Origin of the sequence: Geobacter sp. DSM 9736 (assembly GCF_900187405.1) — a bacterium.
Lineage (GTDB): Bacteria > Desulfobacterota > Desulfuromonadia > Geobacterales > Geobacteraceae > DSM-9736.
On sequence record NZ_LT896716.1, the window covers coordinates 403,491 to 418,684 of the forward strand.

Below are 15,194 nucleotides of genomic sequence, written 5' to 3' on the forward strand. Positions count from 1 at the left end.
GGCAAAATTCATTAAGTAGCAGGTACATACACGAAGGGGCGTCACCTGTCAATACGCAATCTGTGAATAGCGATTCCCGATTCAGGGGGGATGGCACGATGGCGGGGAGAGGTGCGTCAAACTGCGCCGCAGAGGGGGAAAAGAGGGTTGACCGCAGTGTCCAATGCTGTATAGTATGGCCGCCCGGGGAGTATTCGCCCCAATTGATTCAGTCGTGCAAGAGTGTAAATCGGAAGTGTGAAATGAAAGACGCAAAGAACAGCACCGCCGGTGCCAGGAAATACTTCATATACACCGGGATCGCCGTAGGAACCGCCTTAAGTCTCTGGTACCTCTACCGGATACACCTCCAGCGCATCGAGCCTGGAGTGCCGGTCAAGTACGACCCTGTGTGGACTCAGTTCGTGAACATCGCCCTCATCTACTTTGCAGCAATTTTCCAGTTCAGCCTTCTGCACAAGCTGTATGGCCTTGTGATGCGTTTTGTGAGGAAAGATCGTCCCCGGTAAAAGCCGCCGGGGGAACGCCTATGGATAAAGAAACTCTCGACCGGCTCAAAAGCTGGTTTTCCGATTACTGCTCCGGATTCCGGTTCTCCTCCACGGAAGACCAGCGGAATATTGCTCTGAAGGAAATCCATACCCGCAACGTCTGTGCGGACATGGTCCGTATCGCCGGAGAGGAGAGGGTAGCCGGAAAATCTCTCCTCGTAGCCGAGACGGTTGCTCTGTTTCACGATGTGGGCAGGTTCGAGCAGTACCGGCGCTATCGTACGTATCGTGACAGCGACTCGGAGAACCACGCTCTGCTGGGCGCCCGGATTCTTCAGGAGACCCGCGTGCTCGAAATGCTGGAAGAGCCGGAGCGGCGGATCATCATTGAGTCGGTCCGGCTGCACAACCTCTTTTCGATTCCGCGTGATGTGGCCTCCGATGTGAAGCCCTTTCTCGAGCTGATCAGGGATGCAGACAAGCTGGACATCTGGCGGGTCTTCATCGAGCAGTTCAGGCTTCCCGTTGCCGAGCAGGCTTCCGCCGCTTTCCTCGGCCTCCCCCTTACGACCACCTACACGAGCGATCTGCTTGCATATCTTCACCGTGGTGAGATGATTAGCTTGTCCAGGGTGAAAGTCGTCAACGATTTCAAACTGCTCCAGATGTCCTGGATTTTCGACCTCAACTGCAAGGCGTCCCTCCGGATGGTGGAGGAGCGGGAGTACATCAGCCACCTTGCCGAAACCCTTCCCGATGATGAGGCTATCCGGGAGGTAGTGGAGGTGCTGCGGAAGCATCTGAAGGAGCGGGTTGCGTGACGGGAGGCGAAATGCACGGGTTCGAGATCATAGGTGCAGTCGGAATTGCGATGATGTTCGTCTTCTGGCTCATTTTCGCCGCCGGGTTCGTGGTATGGCTTTGGGCGCTGGTGGATATTCTGCGCCATGAATTCAGTGGGAACAACAAGCTGATCTGGCTCCTCGTCGTGATCAGTCTCCCTCTGCTTGGGGTATTGCTTTACTGGTTCATAGGCCGGGAACAGAAGGTTTCCAGTGACGTTCATGCTCCGTTTTCCGGGCATGGCGAGGATAATAAGGAAGAGGAGAGATAGAGTATGAAGAACAATGCGATGAAGTTATTCGTTGCCGCAGTGACCCTCCTGTTGCTAGCCGCCGCCCTTCCTGACAGGAGCGCCGACGCCCGGGCCGGCGGTGGGAGGTCTTCGGGGAGCCGAGGATCCCGCAGCTACTCTCCCCCAAACCGTTCCTATTCGCGCCCGGCCCCGGCGCCGTCGAGAGATGCTTTCCCCGGTTCAGCGCCGGTTCAGCGCCAGACCGGTTCCGGCGGTTTTCTCCGGAGCATGGCGGGGGGAATCGTGGGCGGGGTGCTTGGAGGAATGCTCTTCCGCAGCCTCGGGTTCGGCGGGATGGGAGGACTCGGCGGAAGCGGCATCGGCCTCTTCGAGATCATACTCATCGCCGGCATCGGATATCTGATCTACCGGATGGTGGCGAAACGCAGAGCCGCGGCCTCCGCCCCCGGTTACGGCCCGGGAACGCAGAATGTACCATCTTACGAGCGGCCCGATTACCGTGAGCAGGCGTCCATGGCTCCGGCATGGCAAGCTTCTCCAGGCGAGGCCGACGTCCAGGCGGGTATCTCCCACATCCGGCAGATGGACCCGAACTTCGACGAAGGGCGTTTCAAGGATATGGTAATGGATGTGTTCTTCAAGATTCAGGGTGCCTGGATGAACCGGAATCTGTCGGGTGTGTTGCCGCTTCTGACCGAAGAGATGCAGCATATCCTGCAGGAGGACGTGGACCGGCTTCTGCGGGAGAAGCGGATCAACCGGCTCGAGAACATTGCCGTGCGGAGCGTCGATATTTCGGAGGCATGGCAGGAGGGGGGGCAGGATTTCGTTACGGCCCTGATCTACGCCAACCTCCTCGACTATACCGTTGACGATCAGAGCGGCGCGGTAGTTGCCGGAAGCAACATCGAGCCGGTCAAATTCGAAGAGTACTGGACCTTCGCACGCCCGGTCGGGAACAATCAGTGGAGGCTGTCGGCAATTGACCAGAAATAACTTCGACTTCAGGTTTTCTCGGGACTAAAGGATAAGCCGGTTCTGCAGCCCGGCCGGAGGTTTTCAGGCGGCCTCCGGCCTTTTCGTTTCGGCAGCTTTGACTATCTGGCCATGTGCCGCATCCCGTAGAAGGCACCGCTGGCGAAGGCGATGACCCAGAGAGTGTAGATCGTGAGGCTGACTTTGTGGAAGGTCCTGTTTATCGGCTCGGCTCGGCGGAGCAGGCTGGCGAAAGTGGCCAGTAGAAAGTGGAAGGCCATCCCGCCGAGGGAAAGAATGCCGGTGACATGGTGCATCTGCGGCGCTTTACCGAATGCTAGTGCGTAGCGGTTCATCTGCAGTGTGCCCAGGTAGTCGCAAAGCAGGCCGAGCCCGAAGACCAGAAGATGTTTTCGGTGCAGCCCTTCTTTTCGGCCGCTGAACACGGCATAGGTATAGAAGAGGAGGGCGAGGCTCATGAAGAGGATGGCTCGAAGGAGCATCAGCTGAGCCTCCCCGTCTGGCGCAAGGCTTCGTAGAGAACGATTCCTGCAGCGGTAGACAGATTGAGGCTGCGGACCTTTCCGAAGATCGGAATCCGGATCGTGCTGTCACGGTTGTTTTCGAGAAGCTCCTCCGGCAGCCCCTGGGTCTCCTTGCCGAAGACAAGGAAATCCCCCTCCCGGAAGGAAAAGGAGACGTAGCTGGTTTCCCCTTTTTTGCTCGTATAGACGAAGCGCCCGCCGGGATGTGCAGCCTTGAGCTCGTCAAGGTCCTGCCAATAGCGGACATCGATCTCGCTCCAGTAGTCGAGCCCGGCCCGTTTCAGGGAACGGTCGTCGGTGGAGAAGCCGAGCTTCCCCACGAGATGCAGCACCGTGCGGGTCGCACCGCAGAGGCGGGCGATGTTTCCCGTATTGGGAGGGATCTCCGGTTCGATGAGGACGATGTTGAAGGGTATGGCAGGTTCCATAGGCTCGCGGCGGTAATGTATACCATGAAGTGCTGCCGCCGGTCTTGAAATTTTTAGCGGTGGGGGCTATTATTCAGCTTTTCTTCCGTAGCCACACAATCCCAATCCAGAGGAGCCGCAATGAAGGTAATCGTTACCGACGAGGTTGCCAGCGAAGGTCTGGCGCTGCTGTCACAGGACCCCCGCATTAAAATGGACGTCCGACTCGGCCTGAGCAAGGAGCAGCTGCTCGACGTCATCGGTGAGTACGAGGTGATCATAACCCGGAGCGGCACCACGGTCGACCGTGATGTTCTCGATGCGGGAAAGAAGCTGAAGATGGTTGCCCGTGCAGGGGTCGGCATAGACAATGTGGATGTCGATTATGCGAGCACGAAAGGGGTCATCGTCGTCAATGCACCCTTCGGCAACACCAACAGCGCGGCAGAGCACACGCTCTCCCTCCTTCTCTCCTTCTGCCGCAACGTCCCCAAAGCGAACGCGAGCCTGAAAGGAGGGGACTGGAAGAGGGCCCCCTTCACTGGGTATGAACTGAAGGGGAAGGTGGCGGGAGTCATCGGCCTCGGCAAGGTAGGGGGACGGGTTGCCACGCGCCTCAAGGCGTTCGAGTGCGAAGTGCTTGCCTGCGATCCTTATATTTCGGTCAAACGCGCTCACGATCTTGGCGTCAAGCTGGTTTCCCACGATGAAATCTACAAGCAGTGCGACATAGTCACGGTTCATACTCCCCTCAATGACGAGACGAAAAACATGATCGGGGAGCGTGAGCTGGGGATGATGAAGCAGGGGGTGATCGTCCTCAATGTTGCCAGGGGGGGCATACTCAACGAGGAGGCTCTTCTTTCCTTCCTCGAAAAAGGGAAGGTGGCCGGTGCCGCCATTGACGTATTCAGTGAAGAGCCACCTAAATCCGAAGCAGTCAAGCGGCTCATCGCCCACGACAAGGTCGTAGTCACCCCGCACCTGGGTGCCAACACCTTCGAGGCACAGGTAAATGTGGCGGTGGATGTCTCCAGGGAGATCCTCAACTATCTGGACGACCAGCCCCTGGAAAATGCGGTCAACATTCCCCGCTTCGACCTGGCGCTCATGGACCAGATGCGCCCTTTCCTCAATCTGATGAGCGCCATGTGCGATTTCGGCATTCAGCTCCTGGACACGAACCCTGCCAAGGTCACCTTCGGCTATTCGGGTACCATCGCCCACTACGACTGCACCCCCCTTACGGTGTGTGGGATAGCCGCTCTCCTCAACCGCCGGGTTGAGCAGGACGTCAACATGGTGAACGCCACCCTAATCGCTGAGAACATGGGGATCGTCATCGAAGAGACGAAATCGACACAGGTGGACGCTTTTTCCAATCTGGTCACCCTCGCCATCGAGGGTGAGGGGGGGAAGCGCCGGCTGATTTCCGGGACCCTCTTCGAGGGAGCGCCGCGGATCGTAAGGCTGCGCGACTATTCGATAGAATTCGCTCTCGACGAGCACATGCTGCTCCTCAACTATGAAGACCGGCCCGGCATGATCGGCAAGATCGGCACCATCATGGGGACGCACGGAATAAATATCGCCTCCATGAGTCTTGGTCGACGCGAGAAGAAGGGAGAGGCGATGGTCATCCTGTCTCTCGACTCGGCGGTGCCGCCGGAGGTGGTGGAAGAGGTTCGAGACTCCATTTCGGCAAGCTTCATCCGTGCGATCCACATGCGGATCGGCACCTGCAACCGCGGCTGCGGCTGCGGCGTGTAAACTGAAAACAATGCATTTCCCCCCCCGCAGACCGGAAGGCTGCGGGGGGACTGTTATCACGGGAGGAACGGTGTCCCTGGCAGGTCGTCGCAGCTTCCATATCTTTCCTCTTTTCGCCGTCGCCATAGCGCTTCTCTATTACGGGCGGTTTCTCGACAACTTTTTTACCTTCGACGACTTCAAGTACCTGGAGAACATGTACCGGACGCGGGCCGATGTCCTCATCGGCTACGGATCTCTCAGGCTCTTGAGCAATGCGTCATGGTGGCCGCTCTTTGCGCTTTCGGGCTTCGACCCCCTCGGTTACAACCTCTTCGCACTCATCCTCTTCACAGCCAACGCCATTCTGCTTTACGTACTCCTTCTGCGTCTCATACGGGACCGGCAAACTGCCTTTCTGGCGGCAGCATTCTTCGTCGCGGGAAGTGTCGGAGCCGACGCAATCTTCTGGAAGGCCACCAACAGTTCGCTCATCAGCCTGTTTTTCTACCTGGGAAGCCTCATCCTCTACGTCGAGAGCCGCCGCGACGGTTCCACCGGGAAATTCGTAACCGCCTTTCTTCTTTTTGCAGCAGCGATGTTCAGCAAGGAAGAAGCTGCCTCTCTTCCCCTTGTGGCCGCCATGGTCGACATCCTCTTCCTGGACGGCTGGCGGGACCGGCGAGGGCTCGCCAAAAGATTCACCATTCTTTCCACCGTCGTGTTCCTTTACCTGGCAGGAAACGCGCTAGTCTTCAACTACCTGCTGAACGGCCAGGCGGAGCCACAGAAGCTGTTCCGGCTCCGTCCCCTCTATTCGTTCCTGGGGGGTGGCACAGCGTTCTATCTTCACCCGGACGGCTTCATCAGGGTCAACTCGCTGCCGGTCTACCTGACGGTTCTTCTGATCCCGGTCAGTTTCCTCATTGTCCGCGACCGGCGGCTTCTCCTTTTCGGCTACCTCTGGGTCTTTCTGGCCTTCCTTCCCCAGAGCCTCACCGGACTCGGCCAGTTCGAACCTCGCGTCATCGTCAACTCCGTCAGCCGTTATCTCTACATCACATCCATAGGCTCCAGCATCGTCTTCGCCTCCATCCTGATGAGAGGCCGGGGGATTCTTCCCAAGCGTTGGTGGTATCTTCTCTGCGCAGCTGTTCTTGTGATCTTCGTATTTTTTCATTACCAGCGGGTGAAGGTGCGCGGGGAGCTATGGATGAAGTACGGGAACGACATGAAGGAGTTTGTGGCGGAGATGAAGCGGGTGGTGCCGGCGCTTTCGGGGAAATGTCACGTGCATGTGGTGAACGGTCCGGGTGGAAGAGCGTTCATTCAGCAGGCGTTACGGGCGTTTTACGCCAACCCGGAGATATACTGGATTGATGATCCTGAGCAAACCGGGGTTCCTGCGGGAGAGCCGGTTTTCGTTGTGCTCTACCAGGTTCGCCCGGAGGACCCGCTTCAGGTTTTCCAAGTGAGATAGAGAAGGCTTCAAAGGATGTAAAGAAAAAGCCCCACCGGCAGGAGGGGCTTTTTTTGCAAGATTTGAAACGATAGCTCAGGCTAGACGGCGCCCGCCGCACGCCTTCAGGCGGGCATGGGCTTCTCTCAGAATCCTTTCGGTGGTGGCCCAGTCCAGGCACTTGTCGGTAATGGATACTCCGTACCTCAGGGCGGAAGTGTCCTCCCCCATAGGTTGATTACCCCCTTCAAGATAGCTTTCTATCATCACTCCCGAAATCGAGCGGTTCCCCTCTTCGATCTGCCGAACCACCTCCTCGAGTACTAGCGGCTGCCGCTCATGATCCTTGCTGGAGTTCCCATGGCTGCAGTCAACCATGATAGTCGGGAAGAGCCCTGACTTTTCAAGCATCTGCTCGGTCTTGGCGATATCTTCCGGGTGGTAGTTGGGTTTGTGGCCTCCCCGCAGGACTATGTGTACATCCGGGTTGCCGGTCGTGCGGATAATGGATGTGAGTCCCTCCCGGTTGATGCCGAGGAAGCTGTGGGGGTGCAGAGCCGCCTTCATTGCATCAATGGCGATCTGGAGGTTTCCGTCGGTGCCGTTCTTGAATCCGATGGGAAAGGAAAGGCCGCTAGCCATCTCCCGGTGTGTCTGCGACTCGGTGGTACGGGCTCCGATGGCGCCCCACGAGAGATGGTCGGCCAGGTATTCGGGGGTGATCGGGTCGAGCATCTCCGTAGCTACCGGAAGCTGCATCGAGGTTATCTTGGAGAGCAGGCCTCGGGCTATGCCGAGCCCCTTGGAGATGAGATGAGTACCGTTCATGTCGGGGTCGTTGATGAGCCCCTTCCAGCCGATGGTGGTCCGCGGTTTCTCGAAGTAGACACGCATTATCAGGAGGAGCTGGTCGGAGAGCTCACCCGAGAGTCTCGCCAGTCTTCGTGCGTAATCCAGCGCTCCCTCTGCATCGTGGATGGAGCAGGGGCCTACAACGACCATGAGCCGGCGGTCTTTACCCTTGAGGATGTCGGTGATCTGGGCGCGGCTGCTGCTGACGAATTCGCTTGCCCTGTCGGATAGGGGGAAAACCTGCCGCAGGTCGGTGGGGGCGATGATGGGGGTGATGCTGGTGATCTTTAGGTTGTTGGTTCTGATCATGGCCTGCCTTCCTGAACGGTTTTAGGGGCCACAATCTAGCGCGTTTCGGTCGGTTTGTCAAAAAAATCGTGCCTTTCAGGCACCTGCCGCTCATTTTGAAAGGATCGGAGGGTAGCTCCTTCCATCACTGATTTTTGAGGCTGCTCGACAATTTTTCAATGGTGGTGCTTTCCGCCCCCGCGGTGAGCATGTCCGCCACAGCCCGGGCCGAGTCCCCTGAGACGGCGTCGATTCCCCGGATTGCCTCTTCCAGGAGGGTCACTGCGTAGCCGCGGTGCAATGCATCGAGCACGGTCTGACGGACGCAATAATCGGTGGCGAGACCTCCCACATAGAGCCTGACGACTCCCCTGCTTTCGACAAGCTCCTGGAAGGTTTCACCGTTCGGGGTTACTGCAAGAAAACCCGAATATCCATCCTCTCCGGTCTTCATCCCCTTGGATAGGATCGTTACTTCCGGCGGCAGTTCGAGCCCCGGATGAAACCGCGCTCCGTCGGATTCCTGCACACAGTGCCGCGGCCACACTCCGCCATCCTCCCGGAAGTGAAGCGTGTGGAGCGGGTGCCAGTCCCGTGTGGCGAAAATGGGTAGCGCGTATTTCCGGAAGAGCCGGATGTAGCTGTTCAGGAACGGTATGATCCTGTCCCCTTCGGGCACAGGTAACGCGCCCCCCGGACAGAAATCCTTCTGTACATCGATGATCAGTAATGCCGCACCGTTTGGCATGGCTGCACTCCTTCTATGCATTCTATTGTAGAGCATTCTCCGGCAATTGCCACTATCCGAACATGACGCAACGGCTATAAATTGTTTGACATATATATTATTCGAAATATATATTGCTCTAAAATTATCGGGGGAGCATGTGAAAAGTCAGGATCAGTCATACGAGTACCCATGGGCACAGCCGGTTCGGCACAATCACCGCTGGCTTCTTGCAGGCGTGATGGTTCTTGTGATCGCCACAGGCTGGCGCTATCCGGTCTTCGGTTTCGTCGTGCCCGTAGCCATGCTCACCGGGATACTGGGGAGCTTGCTGCGGGGCCGATATGTTTGCGGCAACATCTGTCCGAGGGGTAGCTTTTACGATACCGCCTTCCGCTTCGTGGGAGGGTCACGCCCGATACCTCCGTTGCTACGATCGCCTCTGTTCCGCTGGCTATTCATGGCGCTGCTCATGACCGCTCTTGCACTTCAGATCGCGCAGAAGCCCCACGATCCATTGCACTGGGGGTTCGTCTTCTGGACTGCATGTGCCGTCACCACGGCTCTCGGCATAATACTGGGAACGATATACCGGGCACGCACCTGGTGTTCCTTTTGCCCCGTCGGAACCATTGCTTCCGCGCTCGGCGGAAAGAAATACCAGCTGCAGATCGCGGATCATTGTCGCAGATGTGCCGCCTGCGAGAAGAGCTGTCCAATGGGCTTCTCCATTTCCGCCCACAGTGGCGCAGGCGCCTTGTCCGAAAAGGACTGCCTCAAGTGCTCATCCTGCACAGCTGCCTGTCCGGTCGGCGCCTTGAGCTGGCCGCAGGAGGGGAGTTGATTCAGCTTGTTCCCCTGCGGACTTTTTCCAGGAGTTCCCGCCGCAGTTGGTTTAGTTTTCCGCTGATGGATACCTTGTAGATATGTGGATTTGCGAAACGCAGGCACCCTTCGGGAAGAAGTTGGAGCTCCCGCTTGCACCGCTCGGCCATCTCGTTCAGATCGTCCGATGCCTCCTCCGCGCGTATCCCCTCTCTCATGACGACCTTCCGTAAATCGACCAGTCGTGCGCCCGCCGGGATATAGGTGTACTCCGCGTCGTTGACGGGGTTGTAGACCATCTCTCCCGGACCGCCCATTTCTACCTCCAGGGTAATGACATCCTGAATGAAGGAGCCGTCAGGGGCGACGGCACGCAGGAGCCGCTTCCGGTCGGGAAGGGTCGCCTTGGCGGCCTCGCTCGTAGTCTTCAGTCTGGGCTGATCGCCGATTCGTACCAGTTTGTACACTCCGCCCAGAGCGCCTCCTCCATCCCCCATACATGTCGCAAGTTTCGTCCCTACGCCGTAGGTATCGACCTTTCCCCCCTCCCTCACGATCGACTCGATTACATACTCATCGATCTCGTTGGAAGCTACGATCTGCACCTCTGGGAACCCCGCGTCGTCCAGCATCCGGCGTGCGGTCTTGCTGAGCCAGGCAAGATCCCCCGAGTCGAGACGTATGCCCCACAGATTGTGCCCCCGGCTTCGAAGTTCGCGCGCGACGGTGATCGCGTTGGGGACGCCGCTCTTGAGCGTGTCGTAGGTGTCTACCAGCAGAATGCACTTGTCAGGGAAAGTCTCCGCATAGGCGCGGAAGGCCGAGAGTTCGTCGGGGAAGGACATGATCCAGCTGTGGGCGTGGGTTCCTGCGACGGGAATGCCGAACTGCATCCCGGCCATCACATTGCTCGTGCTGCGAACTCCCCCCACGTATGCAGCACGGGCGACGCTGATGCCCCCGTCGGGGCCGTGGGCGCGGCGCAGTCCGAACTCGATTACGCGGGCGGTTCCCGCAGCGTGAGAGACGCGGGCGGCCTTGGTGGCTACGAGGGTCTGGAAGTTGACGATGTTGAGGAGCGCCGTCTCCACGAATTGCGCTTCCGACAGCGTCCCCTCGACGGTCAGGAGCGGTTCCCGTTCAAAGACCACGGTACCTTCAGGTACGGCGGTCACCTTGCCGCGAAAGCGGAATTCCCTGAGATAGTCGAAGAAGGAGGGAAGGAAGATGTCAAGCCTCTGGAGGTAGGCCAGCTCTTCCTCTGCAAAGCGCAGGTTTTCCAGATAGGACAATGCTGTATCGAGGCCGGCGAAGACGGCGTACCCGCCACGGAAGGGGTTTTTGCGGTAGAAGAGGTCGAAGACGGCGGGAGTCTGATGCATCCCCTTTGAGACATATCCGGCGAGCATGGTCAGCTCGTACAGGTCGGTGATGAGGGGGGAGTAGCGCATTGGAGGCTCCGTCTGGGTGCCTCAATTGTAGCACCTTCCGCTCCTTATGCACTTGCCGGTCTGCAATGAAAAAAGGCAGGGGGGCGCCCCTGCCTTGCTATCTCATTCCGTTGTTCGTCGTTACTTCCTGATGTTGTAGAAGACGTCATGCCCACGGAAGATGGCGGAGGTGTCGAGCTCGTCCTCTATCCTGAGCAACTGGTTGTACTTTGCGACGCGGTCGGTGCGGCACAGGGAACCGGTCTTGATCTGTCCGGAATTTACCGCTACGGCCAGGTCCGCCAGGGTCGTATCTTCCGTTTCCCCCGAGCGGTGAGATATTACGGTGGTGTAGCCGGCGCGCTTCGCCATTTCGATGGCATCGAGAGTTTCGGTGAGTGTGCCGATCTGGTTAAGCTTTATGAGGATCGAGTTTCCGATTCCTTTCCGGATTCCTTCCTTCAGGATCTTCGGGTTGGTGACGAAGAGGTCGTCGCCGACGAGCTGAACCCGCTTTCCGAGCCGTTCGGTCAGGAGCTTCCATCCTTCCCAGTCATTTTCCGCCATGCCGTCCTCGATGGAAACGATCGGATACTTGTTCACCAGGTTTTCATAGAAGTCGACCATCTGCGCCGGAGTCTTTTCCGGCTGGGCCTCGTTCTCTAGGAGGTACTTCCCGTCCTTCCAAAGTTCCGAAGATGCAACGTCGAGGGCGAGAAGCACATCTTCTCCCGCCTTGTAGCCGGCCTTGCCGATTGCTTCCACGATCACTTCGAGAGCTTCTTCATTGGACTTAAGGTTCGGAGCGAAGCCCCCTTCGTCGCCGACGGCAGTATTGTAGCCTTTCCCCTTGAGAACGGCCTTCAGCGCGTGGAATATCTCGGCACCCACCCGCAGGGCCTCCGAGAAACTCTTTGCACCGGCCGGCATTATCATGAATTCCTGGATGTCAACGTTGTTGTCGGCGTGGGCTCCTCCGTTGAGGATGTTCATCATGGGGAGAGGGAGCTCTTTTGCGTTGCAGCCGCCGATGTACTGGTAGAGAGGAAGGCCGACTTCTTCGGCAGCGGCCTTCGCCACTGCAAGCGAGACACCCAGAATCGCATTCGCGCCGAGTTTGCTCTTGTATTCGGTGCCGTCCAGATCGAGCATCTTCTGGTCTATCCCGACCTGGTCGCTCGCTTCGAAGCCGCAGATTTCATCGGCGATGATGTCATTTACGTTGTCGACCGCCCTGCGGACGCCTTTGCCCAGATATCTGGACTTGTCCCCGTCCCGAAGTTCCATCGCCTCACGCTCCCCGGTGGAAGCGCCGGAAGGAACCGCAGCCCGCCCCATGACTCCCGATTCAAGAAATACCTCAACCTCAAGGGTCGGATTGCCTCGGGAATCGAGAATCTCCCGGGCGTAGACATCGGTAATCTGACTCATTGATATTGCCCCCTTGCATGAAAAAAAAGTAATAAATCCAAACAGACAATTTTTATATCACACTTTGGGCAAAAGTGAAGGAATTTGTACTTCATGTTACTATTTGACATTCCCGGGATGACACGGCTATAGTAGCTCTTTCGGTCGCACTTCGAACAGCAACCACGGAACATTCACATACCTTATGCCAGACGGCGGCAGCAACGTTAACAAAACAGGCGGATCACTTCTCCTCCTTGGCGGGCGTTTTCGCGAGGTGCTGATGGAACGGCTCTCGGACCCCCGGCATGCACACAGGAACAGGATCATCCTCCTTCTCCTCACTGCACTTATCCTTACTTTCCTCATAATCCCCCGTCAGCAGCTAATGACTACCAGCTTCAAGGCCGGGGATATAGCTACCTCCGATGTCCGCGCGACCCAGGATTACCTTCTGGAAGACCGCCCGCTCACCCAGAAAAAAAGGGCAGAGGCGGAAATGGGGACTCCAAACGTCTATAACCTTAACGAAGATATGGCGCAGGAGCTTCTGCGCAGCTTTGAGAAGGCGCTCGTAATCGCCAGAGAAGGGAAAAACATAGGTGGTGGCGGGGCCGTTGATGCTGTGCACGAGGTGCTGGGTGTCAATGTTTCTCCTCGCGATGTTGCGGCCCTTGCACGGGTGCGGCCGGAGAAGGTGCTTTCAGAAGTCGGTAGGCTGGCCGGGCAGGTTTACACCCGGAACGTGGTTACGGAGAAACGGCGGTTCTCGCTGGATAGCGCCCACGGTATTCTCGTTCTCGATGGAGGCACCGGAGAAATTGCCGGAGCCGGAGATCAACCGGCGTCGGCAATCGATCTTTCCGATGCACGAAAGATGATCGGAGCGGCGCGCCCCGCCGGAGGGGAAGATTCTGCGGATATCCAGACGATCAGGGAGCTGTTGGCCCGCGCGCTTCAGCCCAACCTGACATTCGATCACGAGGCCACGGAGCACAGGCGCAGAGCCGCTGCGGCAGCGGTAGGGCCGGTGCTTTTTCAGGTCAAACGGGGAGAAATGATCGTCAGGGTCGGTGACAGGATCACCGAAGCCCAGGCTCTCAAACTTCAAAAGATATTCGATTCCCGCCACGGCGTTAACAGCGTCTTCATGGGCGCCGGAATCTTCGGCCTCCTGCTGGTCCTCTTCTATTTCCCCTACCGGTTCGCGCGGAAGAACATCCGCAAGTTCCAGCCGACGAACAAGGACATCCTGCTCTTGTCGCTGGCCACCGTATTCCACTTCCTGATGTTGAAGATCGGCCTGGTAATTTCCACTGCTCTGGGGGGGGTATTCCCCTTCGCCGGGACATCGGATTACTACTACCTCTTCCCCTTCGCGGTGAGCAGCATGCTTGTGCGGATAGTGCTCAACTCGGAGGTCGCCCTCGTCTATTGCGCCATCACCGCACCTCTTCTAGGCTTCATGTTCGACAGCAGCCTTCTGGTGGTCGTCTACGCATTGATGGGGGGAGTGGTAGGAGCGCACGGAGTTCGCCAGTGCAAGGACCGGGGAACGATCTACACCGCGGGTCTCAAGGTCAGCGTCGTCAACATGGCGCTGGTTCTCTCGTTCCAGCTTCACAACGGCGCCCTTCTCACCACCGAAACCTTGTTCTGCATCGTTTTCGCCTTCATAGGCGGCTTCTTTAACGCAGTTCTCGTAACCGGAACGATTCCGCTCATAGAAAATCTGCTCCACTACACTACGGACATCAAACTGCTCGAACTGGCCAACCTGAACAGCCGCATTCTGCGAGAACTCATGGTAAGGGCGCCAGGCACCTACCACCACAGCGTGATGGTAGGGAACATGGTGGAGGCTGCTGCCGAAGCCATTCACGCCAATCCCCTTCTCGCCAGGGTAGCCGCTTACTACCACGATGTCGGCAAGGTCAGCAAACCTCTCTATTTCATCGAGAATGTTTCGGGAGGAGAGAACCGCCACGACAAGCTGTCGCCAAGCATGAGTGCACTGATCCTGATCTCCCACGTGAAGGAGGGAGTGGAGCTGGCCCGGGAGCACAAGCTTGGTTTGCCCATCATCGACATTATCCGGCAGTCCCACGGGACCCAGCTCATCAGCTATTTTTACCAGAAGGCCCGCAACCTTGCCGGCCCCGACACTACAATCGACGAACGCGACTTCCGATACCCGGGACCCAAGCCGCAGACAAGGGAAGCGGGACTAGTGCTGCTGGCGGACTGCGTGGAAGCTGCATCACGGACGCTGGCCGATCCTACTCCTGCACGAATCCAGGGGCTGGTGCAGAAGATCATCAACAACATATTCATCGACGGCCAGCTTGACGAGTGTGAGCTGACCCTGAAGAACATTCACGAAATCGCAAAAAGCTTTATCCGGATTCTCACAGGTGTGTACCATCACCGGATCGAATATCCGGAGCCTGCCTACAAGGAGAAAGGGAACGGGGGAAGGAAGACTGCCGATGATAGCCCTGGACAATCGCCAAAGACGCCACTCGATCGAGACGAAGAGGCTAAGAAGGGCAGCGGAGAAGATCTTAGGCGCCTTGGGATATCCCGATAGCGACCTATCGGTTTCCTTTGTGGGCGACCGTACCATACGCCGCCTGAACCGGGAGTACCTGCAACGGGACAAGCCGACCAACGTCATCTCCTTTTCCCTCCAGGAGGGAGAATTCGCGGGGGTGAACCCGCAGGCACTCGGAGACGTCGTCGTTTCCGTCGACACCGCCCGTCGGGAAGCGGATGAGGGGGAGATGACCCTTCATGCCAGGCTAGTCTTTCTGCTGCTTCACGGGATACTTCACCTGACCGGGTTTGATCATGAGCGGAGCGGGCCTGTGGAGGCTGAGCGGATGGAGGCGAAGGAACGTGAACTGTTCGAGCTGCTGAAGCGTGAAGGACTGGCTTAGG

At 57.8% G+C, this 15,194-nt stretch carries 15 protein-coding genes; 9 read left to right on the forward strand and 6 right to left on the reverse strand.

Annotation, left to right across the window (positions count from 1 at the left end; genetic code table 11):
- Positions 1 to 242: 242 nt before the first annotated feature.
- Genes CFB04_RS01815 through CFB04_RS01830 form a run of 4 tightly spaced genes read left to right on the forward strand, consistent with a single transcriptional unit; the run spans position 243 to position 2,583 of the window.
- Entirely contained in the window at positions 243 to 509 is a 267-nt protein-coding gene (locus CFB04_RS01815) for a hypothetical protein (RefSeq protein ID WP_088533681.1), read from the forward strand.
- 20 nt (positions 510 to 529) lie between these two features.
- Positions 530 to 1,312 carry an HD domain-containing protein gene (locus CFB04_RS01820; RefSeq protein ID WP_088533682.1) on the forward strand — a complete coding sequence of 261 codons (783 nt, stop codon included), beginning with the start codon at positions 530 to 532 and terminating at the stop codon, positions 1,310 to 1,312.
- Positions 1,309 to 1,605, forward strand: coding sequence for a PLD nuclease N-terminal domain-containing protein (locus tag CFB04_RS01825; RefSeq protein WP_231934317.1), 297 nt, complete (start codon positions 1,309 to 1,311; stop codon positions 1,603 to 1,605). Before CFB04_RS01820 ends, CFB04_RS01825 begins: the two co-directional genes overlap by 4 nt.
- A 3-nt stretch (positions 1,606 to 1,608) precedes the next feature.
- Positions 1,609 to 2,583, forward strand: a complete 975-nt coding sequence (locus tag CFB04_RS01830) for a Tim44 domain-containing protein (RefSeq protein ID WP_088533683.1) — start codon at positions 1,609 to 1,611, stop codon at positions 2,581 to 2,583.
- Between the two features lie 101 nt (positions 2,584 to 2,684).
- Here the strand turns inward: CFB04_RS01830 and CFB04_RS01835 are convergent, their stop codons facing one another.
- Together CFB04_RS01835 and CFB04_RS01840 are read right to left on the reverse strand one after the other, a co-directional pair.
- Positions 2,685 to 3,065 carry an HsmA family protein gene (locus CFB04_RS01835; RefSeq protein ID WP_088533684.1) on the reverse strand — a complete coding sequence of 127 codons (381 nt, stop codon included), beginning with the start codon at positions 3,063 to 3,065 and terminating at the stop codon, positions 2,685 to 2,687.
- A complete protein-coding gene (locus CFB04_RS01840; protein ID WP_088533685.1) occupies positions 3,065 to 3,535 on the reverse strand; it encodes a tRNA (cytidine(34)-2'-O)-methyltransferase in 471 nt (156 codons plus the stop codon). Before CFB04_RS01840 ends, CFB04_RS01835 begins: the two co-directional genes overlap by 1 nt.
- Positions 3,536 to 3,655: 120 nt before the next feature.
- Here CFB04_RS01840 and serA point away from each other — a divergent pair, with 120 nt between their 5' ends.
- Together serA and CFB04_RS01850 are read left to right on the forward strand one after the other, a co-directional pair.
- Positions 3,656 to 5,284 (forward strand): phosphoglycerate dehydrogenase, encoded by a 1,629-nt coding sequence (serA, locus tag CFB04_RS01845; RefSeq protein WP_088533686.1) that lies wholly within the window; start codon positions 3,656 to 3,658, stop codon positions 5,282 to 5,284.
- A gap of 70 nt (positions 5,285 to 5,354) precedes the next feature.
- A complete protein-coding gene (locus CFB04_RS01850) occupies positions 5,355 to 6,743 on the forward strand; it encodes a hypothetical protein (protein ID WP_088533687.1) in 1,389 nt (462 codons plus the stop codon).
- 75 nt (positions 6,744 to 6,818) lie between these two features.
- On the opposite strand, the gene CFB04_RS01855 is transcribed toward CFB04_RS01850, so the two are convergent.
- Positions 6,819 to 7,883 carry a 3-deoxy-7-phosphoheptulonate synthase gene (locus CFB04_RS01855; protein WP_088533688.1) on the reverse strand — a complete coding sequence of 355 codons (1,065 nt, stop codon included), beginning with the start codon at positions 7,881 to 7,883 and terminating at the stop codon, positions 6,819 to 6,821.
- Between the two features lie 124 nt (positions 7,884 to 8,007).
- Entirely contained in the window at positions 8,008 to 8,610 is a 603-nt protein-coding gene (locus tag CFB04_RS01860; protein ID WP_088533689.1) for an isochorismatase family protein, read from the reverse strand.
- Between the two features lie 139 nt (positions 8,611 to 8,749).
- Here CFB04_RS01860 and CFB04_RS01865 point away from each other — a divergent pair, with 139 nt between their 5' ends.
- Entirely contained in the window at positions 8,750 to 9,433 is a 684-nt protein-coding gene (locus CFB04_RS01865; RefSeq protein WP_231934319.1) for a 4Fe-4S binding protein, read from the forward strand.
- A 1-nt stretch (position 9,434) separates the two neighbouring features.
- Here the strand turns inward: CFB04_RS01865 and CFB04_RS01870 are convergent, their stop codons facing one another.
- Positions 9,435 to 10,865 carry a nicotinate phosphoribosyltransferase gene (locus tag CFB04_RS01870; protein ID WP_088533690.1) on the reverse strand — a complete coding sequence of 477 codons (1,431 nt, stop codon included), beginning with the start codon at positions 10,863 to 10,865 and terminating at the stop codon, positions 9,435 to 9,437.
- Between the two features lie 120 nt (positions 10,866 to 10,985).
- Positions 10,986 to 12,275, reverse strand: coding sequence for a phosphopyruvate hydratase (eno, locus tag CFB04_RS01875; RefSeq protein ID WP_088533691.1), 1,290 nt, complete (start codon positions 12,273 to 12,275; stop codon positions 10,986 to 10,988).
- Between the two features lie 184 nt (positions 12,276 to 12,459).
- Between eno and CFB04_RS01880 the strand changes: the two genes are divergently transcribed.
- Together CFB04_RS01880 and ybeY are read left to right on the forward strand one after the other, a co-directional pair.
- Positions 12,460 to 14,844: an HD family phosphohydrolase gene (locus CFB04_RS01880; protein WP_088533692.1), complete on the forward strand. Its 2,385-nt coding sequence runs from the start codon at positions 12,460 to 12,462 to the stop codon at positions 14,842 to 14,844.
- A complete protein-coding gene (gene ybeY / locus CFB04_RS01885; RefSeq protein ID WP_231934334.1) occupies positions 14,828 to 15,193 on the forward strand; it encodes an rRNA maturation RNase YbeY in 366 nt (121 codons plus the stop codon). Before CFB04_RS01880 ends, ybeY begins: the two co-directional genes overlap by 17 nt.
- The last annotated feature ends 1 nt before the right edge of the window (position 15,194 follow it).